General features: G+C 36.0%; 9 protein-coding genes and 1 pseudogene. 2 read left to right on the top strand and 8 right to left on the bottom strand.

All coding sequences use genetic code 11. From position 1 onward, the window contains the following. Positions 1-961: MobQ family relaxase (gene mobQ, locus FHL06_RS11875; protein WP_192917974.1), on the bottom strand; the 961-nt coding region annotated here is incomplete at its 3' end. Positions 962-1,232: 271 nt separating this feature from the next. On the opposite strand from mobQ, the gene FHL06_RS11870 reads away from it, so the two are divergent. Together FHL06_RS11870 and FHL06_RS11865 are read left to right on the top strand one after the other, a co-directional pair. Then, positions 1,233-1,442: a hypothetical protein gene (locus FHL06_RS11870; protein WP_153386794.1), complete on the top strand. Its 210-nt coding sequence runs from the start codon at positions 1,233-1,235 to the stop codon at positions 1,440-1,442. A gap of 22 nt (positions 1,443-1,464) precedes the next feature. After that, a complete protein-coding gene (locus FHL06_RS11865) occupies positions 1,465-1,743 on the top strand; it encodes a hypothetical protein (RefSeq protein ID WP_033615047.1) in 279 nt (92 codons plus the stop codon). Here the strand turns inward: FHL06_RS11865 and FHL06_RS11860 are convergent. The 7 genes and pseudogenes from FHL06_RS11860 to FHL06_RS11830 all read right to left on the bottom strand — a co-directional run. Then, positions 1,733-2,392, bottom strand: coding sequence for an ATPase (locus FHL06_RS11860; protein ID WP_337692566.1), 660 nt, complete (start codon positions 2,390-2,392; stop codon positions 1,733-1,735). The two genes, FHL06_RS11865 and FHL06_RS11860, sit on opposite strands and share 11 nt — an antisense overlap. Before the next feature lie 17 nt (positions 2,393-2,409). Beyond that, complete coding sequence (locus FHL06_RS11855) at positions 2,410-2,595, bottom strand: hypothetical protein (RefSeq protein ID WP_056986640.1); 186 nt, start codon at positions 2,593-2,595, stop codon at positions 2,410-2,412. Between the two features lie 46 nt (positions 2,596-2,641). Next, positions 2,642-2,923, bottom strand: a complete 282-nt coding sequence (locus FHL06_RS11850) for a type II toxin-antitoxin system RelB/DinJ family antitoxin (protein WP_010014831.1) — start codon at positions 2,921-2,923, stop codon at positions 2,642-2,644. A gap of 410 nt (positions 2,924-3,333) precedes the next feature. Beyond that, positions 3,334-4,437, bottom strand: a complete 1,104-nt coding sequence (locus FHL06_RS11845) for a replication initiator protein A (RefSeq protein ID WP_153386792.1) — start codon at positions 4,435-4,437, stop codon at positions 3,334-3,336. A gap of 542 nt (positions 4,438-4,979) precedes the next feature. Then, positions 4,980-5,318, bottom strand: a complete 339-nt coding sequence (locus tag FHL06_RS11840; protein WP_153386790.1) for a hypothetical protein — start codon at positions 5,316-5,318, stop codon at positions 4,980-4,982. 24 nt (positions 5,319-5,342) lie between these two features. Next, positions 5,343-5,582, bottom strand: coding sequence for a hypothetical protein (locus tag FHL06_RS11835; RefSeq protein WP_041095869.1), 240 nt, complete (start codon positions 5,580-5,582; stop codon positions 5,343-5,345). Between the two features lie 71 nt (positions 5,583-5,653). Next, positions 5,654-5,972: pseudogene (locus FHL06_RS11830) on the bottom strand (ParA family protein); the annotation flags it as partial.

Below are 5,972 nucleotides of genomic sequence, written 5' to 3'. Positions count from 1 at the left end.
CAACCGCGTGTTTGATTAATAAGCTGTTCTTCCAATTAAATAGCATGCGCTGTTTATCGTCTAAATGTTCTAAATCGACATAGGTTTTCAATTGCTGACTTAGATGACTAATTGTGTGTTTTTCAGAGAACGATAGCTCGTCAGTTAACGCGTCAAAATGTTCATGATTTCTTATCTTTTCGTCAAGATTATGATATTTAGCTTGAGCGTTTCTTTGCGCTCTAACTTGTTGATTAAATGCTTTTCGATTTTTTCTTTGGCTGTTAATGCCTTCGTGTTGGGTAGGTGTCTCTTGAATCCCTTGATCGACAAACGATTTTTCACTAATCCGATCCGGAATATTTTTTTGTGCTAAGAACTGATTAACACTCAACGCCCAATTTTTTCGCCACTCATTAATTTTTTCCTTTTTATCCCAATCAACCAACCAAATTTTTCTTTGTTTTGGAAACCCGCTTTTGGTTAAAAGTTGCTTGCCATTTTCATCTTTAATGTACTGCGTCTTTGCTTTTAATCCCCAACTACCATCGGGATTAAATGGGCGATTGGTTAACATCACATGTGCATGCGGATTGTCTGGGTGATCGCGATGAATTGCTACGTCAGCTACCATACCTTGATCGACAAAATTTTCTTGCACATATTTTGTCAGTAATTCTTTCTGTTCGGATTCACTTAATTCTACCGGTAAAGCCACGTTAAATTCTTTTGCATACCGTGAGTTTGATTTACGATCGTTCTTTTCAACTTCATTCCATAATTTTTCTCGATCACTGGCCCATTCTGGTGCATTTTTGGGGGTTAAAATAAAGCTTTCTGGAATTACCGATCGGGCATAGAAATATCGGCGACCTTCTTTATCATCAAATAATTTTTCACCACTTCGATAAGCCGCACTGGCAATCGCACTTCGTCCTTTTCCAGCACTAATATTACTAAAACTCATATGAAAAATTGCCATGTAAGTCACCTCTTTACTTTGATTCTATGGGTTTTCTTCTGTTGTCGACATCGGCGACTTCTAATACAGGTTTTTTGGGGGTTAGCACAACATAGAATTTATTCTATGTGTAAGTGCGCATTGATCTCGTTTCACTCGTCCTGCTGATTCCCATAAATTTACTTATAGTGTATGCATTCCGCTTCGCTATTTCAACTTCTATCCTTTGATTTAACGTTCTCTGTATGATATAGTGTCGGTGATTATTTTTAATACGATTGGAGGAATCATTATGTCTCAAAGTAACTTAGAAAAACAAGAAGCTAAATTAAAAGCCCTTAATCAAAAAATTAAGGACGAAAAAAATAAGATTGAACAACGGCTAGGTAAACAAATCATCAGTCAAGCCAATTTAGATTATGCTAATTTGTCTAACGATCAGATTAAGCTTTTAGCCAAGCAATTTTCTGAATTTTTAAAGATAAAGTCCGTAGATCATTAGCCATACGAGATGGGGAAATTCCATGTCTAATCAATATGAAAAACTAGTCGAGCAGCAAGCGCGTTTAAAACAAAAAATTGAGCGAGAAGATTTTAAATTACGGCAATCTAAATACTACGAAAATCGGCAAGCCCGCAAAGCCCGTTCTCGCCGATTAATTCAAAAAGGGGCTTTATTAGAAAAATACTTTCAAGCTGATAACCTCTCGGTCGAACAAACCGAAGAACTTTTAAAAACATTTGCTGACTATGTTAACGCCCATAAACCGAATAAACTCAAAAACGATCAACCTAATAACTAGGCCGATCGTTTTTATTTTCTGGATCATTTTTAGGCTTTACTTCTGGATTTTGATCTGCAAAATTTTGTAACTGCTTTTGCACCTTTTCTGGATAAGTAATATTTTGGTTTATCCAAGGAAAATTCCTCAAATCGTTCTTAAAAACTTGTCCCTTCTCTCTTGCATAAACAGAGGTAAACTTTTCGCTATTATCATAGATCATGACCTTATCAGATTTAAAGGCCACTAATGGCAAATTATGTTTGGATTGCTGATAACGTTTATTGATCGTTGCTACTGGAACACCGTGACCACCTTTTTGTACCCGTTCGTTGACCCTTTGGATAGCTAAATTTTCATCTCGCAAAGCAACATATAATAAAGTCACTTCAAACCCATTTTTGTGAGCTTTGTCAATCAAATTGAGTTGAGCTTTGCCTCTACCTGCCAGTGTTGTTTCTACGTGAATACTTTGCTGGTGATCTAAAGCATAGTGTAGTTGTTTGATTTCTTCTTTCATGGCTTTTAAGTTGTCACTATCTTTATGCCAATCGCCACCCATTTGTCTTAAAAGTTCATCAGCGTTAATCCGTTTTGTTTTGTCAAACAAGATGGGAAATGTATCGTATAGCGTACTTTTTCCTGCTCCGTTAATACCAGCAACAATTATATATTAGGGTTTATCTATCAACGGACAAAGTCCCTTCGCTTAATAACCTCATCTTGCCTTTTATCTAAAAAGTAGGTATATAAAGCGTCATATACTTTGCGCTTTTCTGGATCTGGCTCATGTAATGACTTATCAAGTAAATCTTTTAAATCAGTTTCTTTGGCAATTTCAAAAAAGTCATTAATTGTGATTGTATCTTTCATGTTCATCACACTTCCAAGTTATTAATTTATTTAATCTGATAAGCCATTAGTCCTCATCTGGATCATTGAGCCAATCAGCGACTTCTTTAGCGTCTTTGAACTCTGTTACTGGTGTCTCTTTGGTAGCCTTTAAAAGGCTTAAATTAGCTCTTTCGGCTTCGCTCAGGGCTGGTTTAAACGGTAATGCTGCGTCAGCTACGATCCGCTTATAAAACATATTGATCGCGGTAGTTGGGTTTAGACCTAACTGGCTTAAAACGGCTTCGGTATTATCTGCCAATTCTTTGTCAATCTGGACTTGTACGCGTTTCTTTTCCTTAACTGCCATGATTTTCTCGCCCCCCTTTTATTACTACTCACATTATACTAATCTTTGAGTACCATCTCAATTAGCCTGCTTCTTTAAAAGTTGTGAATTTAAGTTTGCTGTCCTTTCCGCAATGGCACTTATACAACGTTCCTAAAGTGCCCGTAAGCGCATTTTAAAACTCGTTTAATATAATTATGCTCTATCTGTTTAAAACAGCTTAAATGGCCTTATATAGCTTTTTAGTTTTAAGCACGCTCATCGTTAGGGTGTTTGGCCGCATATTCTCTAGCCGCTTGTTTATTCCACCAAGCGCCAATTCAGCCACTCAAAGTGTCTATTTTTGCTTCTAAGCGATTTTAAAGCGATTTTAATAATTATATGCATGTAGCACTTAAAACGGCTTAAACGAGCTAATATGACGTTTAATTTCAAGAACGCTCGTTATCAATATTTTGTTCTTTAGGGTGTTTGGCCGCATATTCTCTAGCTGCTTGTTGGTTCCACCAAACACCAAATAGGTTTTGCATGGTGCCGTACAGGTAGTTCTCAACATTCTTGATATGTTTCTCATCGCTTCTTAGGGCATTAAAATAGCGTCTTAATGTTTTGGTCATCATTTTTTTTAAATCAGGGTCATCTAATATAATCCATACGCCTAAATCTTTATGTTCTTTTTCAACAGCATATTTAGCGTTTAAGATAATGCCAATAAAGCGCCGCATTTGTTGCGGAGTTCGGCACCAGAAGCTAAGTAATTGCACGGCTTCTGGTTCTAAGAAAACCGGTAAGCCACTGTCTTCATCAGTTAAGAAGTCATTAGCATGATTTATGAGATCCTGGTTTTGCTTTTGAATTTCTGCTGGTGAGAAATGGGCTGTGGAAAAGTCCAACTTTTGAGTATCTATATTGTATCTGTTTTTGTCTCTTTCTTTAGGTTCTTTATATAGATTAAGTCCATTTTTTGAACTTCCGCTCGTAGCAAGGGTTTGAGGGGTGTCGTCAACGAACTTATGCGGAAGTTCATTTTTTGAACTTCCGCTCGTAGCAAGGGTTTTAACGGTCTCCCGCGGAAGTTCATTTTTTGAACTTCCGCTCGTAGCAAGGGTTTGAGGGCTATTTTGACCATATTCACCGCGTAAATAGACATCGGTTGCTTTAACATCAAGCTTAGATAGGTATAAACGGTTCGGTTCATTCTTTTTAGTTTGCGGGTTAAAACCCATTTGTTTCTGAACGAGTAATCCGATTGATTCCAGTTCTGTTTTTGTTTTGATGGCTTTTCCCTTTGAGCAATTAAACAAGTCCATTAGTTCTTGGTTGGTAAAGATAAAGTAAACATGACCCTCACTATCAACCCAGTTATTGCGCAAAGAATACTCTAATCGGTCTTTGAGGACCATATAAGCTAATTTAGCGTCATTGCTTAAATGTTTGTATTGATCGCCATACATTAATACTTTAGGAAATTGGAAAAATAAGGCTCCATATACGTTATCGGCTTCATAGTAATTGAAATTTGTTGATTTTGTCATAATTAAAACTCCCTTTCTTGACTGACATACGCTGTCTCAAAAGAGAGTTGCTAAAACATTTGATTTGCTTTAAAATACAAATCTGATATGCTTTAACTGAATTACAAAGCGTTCATTTGGCCGTGAGGCTTTGTAATTTACCAGCATGTGTCTATTTCTTGGTTGCCCAGTCGGCAACTTTTTTAATTTCTAACAACAAAAAATGGACTAAATAGCTTCGGTTAGCTACTTAGTCCATTGGATTTAATTTGTTTTTAACTATCCTTCACTTGTCCTTGTGGACTGGTTTGCGGTATAATTAACCTACAAATTAAGAACAATGTTCAGTCGATTTTCACCGGCAAGTTAAAATCGACTGAATCTAAGTAGCTGTCTTGTAGCTACTTGCTAAACCTAAAATCCCTGATTCCTCGTGAATTGGGGATTTTTTCTGTTTAGCTTAATCTCTTTATTCGGTTGTTAAATTAATCTTAGTCTAGCATAGCGCTTACCAAGCGGCAACTTTATTTGGTCTTGTATATTTTGCCAGCTTTTGGTTGAAACTAGTAAGCGATAGAAGGTACAAGTAAATATTCAAATAATATAAAGATACTAAAATGCTTAGCTGTATTAATATCAAAAGCACTAAACATAAGGAGTATAAGTAATCCGCAGAAATAAGTAATAAACAGGGACATTATTTGTAAAATTCTCACGAAAATACGACGGTTACCACTGATTTTTTCAAATAATAGCTGTAACCAATACTGCATTGGAAATAACCACTGTCGAATAAAAAGGCGGTCATCTACTAGGTGCTTTTTTGCAATTCCAATGACTGGGATTATCCAAAAGACAATAAGGCTGGTAAACAAAAATGTATCATTGATTGGAATTCCCATAATATCTCCCCCCTTAAAGTGACATCACATATTTTTTATAAGCTCATTTAAAAATTTGGAGGCAGATTTAAAATTATGTTCTTTGGCCAGACCGTCAAGTCTTTTGCGTGCGCTAGGTTGAAGTGAAAAGGTATAGTTCTTAGTACGTTCCTCTTCATCTTTAAAAACAGGAATAACAAGTTTATCTTTAGTATCAGTTTGCTGTTCTGTTTCATTTTTTTGTAGTGCCTTTTTTATGTTTTTGTTCTCTGGATCGAATGCCATAGGTAGTCCTCCTTTATAATTAACATGTACACGTATTGATCATACATGTGATTAACACATGTACAGAACATTTATAATTTTTCCGTGATTTCATTAAATGTTTTGTTCATACTCTCAAAAAATTCATGTTGATCAATATATGTTTTGTGGTCTTCAACCATTTTTGAAAGAGATTTTTTATCCAACGTTGAACGATTGAATAGCTCCTTTTCTGGAACTGTAGCCAATACACTGGGATCGCCTTTTAAGGCTTTTAATAACTCGCGAGATGATCTTGTGTTGTGCTTAATCATGTTGGCGATAAAAAATAATTTGGTCGTGACATAAGATTTTCTAGTAGAGTAATCAATGGCTTCTTTGCGTAATTCGTTAATTCTTTCTTCTAGGTTA

Source organism: Companilactobacillus halodurans (assembly GCF_009600985.1).
Taxonomy (GTDB): Bacteria; Bacillota; Bacilli; order Lactobacillales; family Lactobacillaceae; genus Companilactobacillus; species Companilactobacillus halodurans.
Note: the sequence above shows the minus strand (reverse complement) of the source record. Positions and strands in the feature narration are given on the sequence as shown.

What these genes read in the sequence shown, in the direction of transcription:
- FHL06_RS11870 (WP_153386794.1), top strand. Translation starts at nt 1,233, where the DNA reads ATGTCTCAAAGTAACTTAGAAAAACAAGAAGCTAAATTAAAAGCCCTT.
- FHL06_RS11865 (WP_033615047.1), top strand. Translation starts at nt 1,465, where the DNA reads ATGTCTAATCAATATGAAAAACTAGTCGAGCAGCAAGCGCGTTTAAAA.
- FHL06_RS11855 (WP_056986640.1), bottom strand. Translation starts at nt 2,595, where the DNA reads ATGAAAGATACAATCACAATTAATGACTTTTTTGAAATTGCCAAAGAA.
- FHL06_RS11850 (WP_010014831.1), bottom strand. Translation starts at nt 2,923, where the DNA reads ATGGCAGTTAAGGAAAAGAAACGCGTACAAGTCCAGATTGACAAAGAA.
- FHL06_RS11845 (WP_153386792.1), bottom strand. Translation starts at nt 4,437, where the DNA reads ATGACAAAATCAACAAATTTCAATTACTATGAAGCCGATAACGTATAT.
- FHL06_RS11840 (WP_153386790.1), bottom strand. Translation starts at nt 5,318, where the DNA reads ATGGGAATTCCAATCAATGATACATTTTTGTTTACCAGCCTTATTGTC.
- FHL06_RS11835 (WP_041095869.1), bottom strand. Translation starts at nt 5,582, where the DNA reads ATGGCATTCGATCCAGAGAACAAAAACATAAAAAAGGCACTACAAAAA.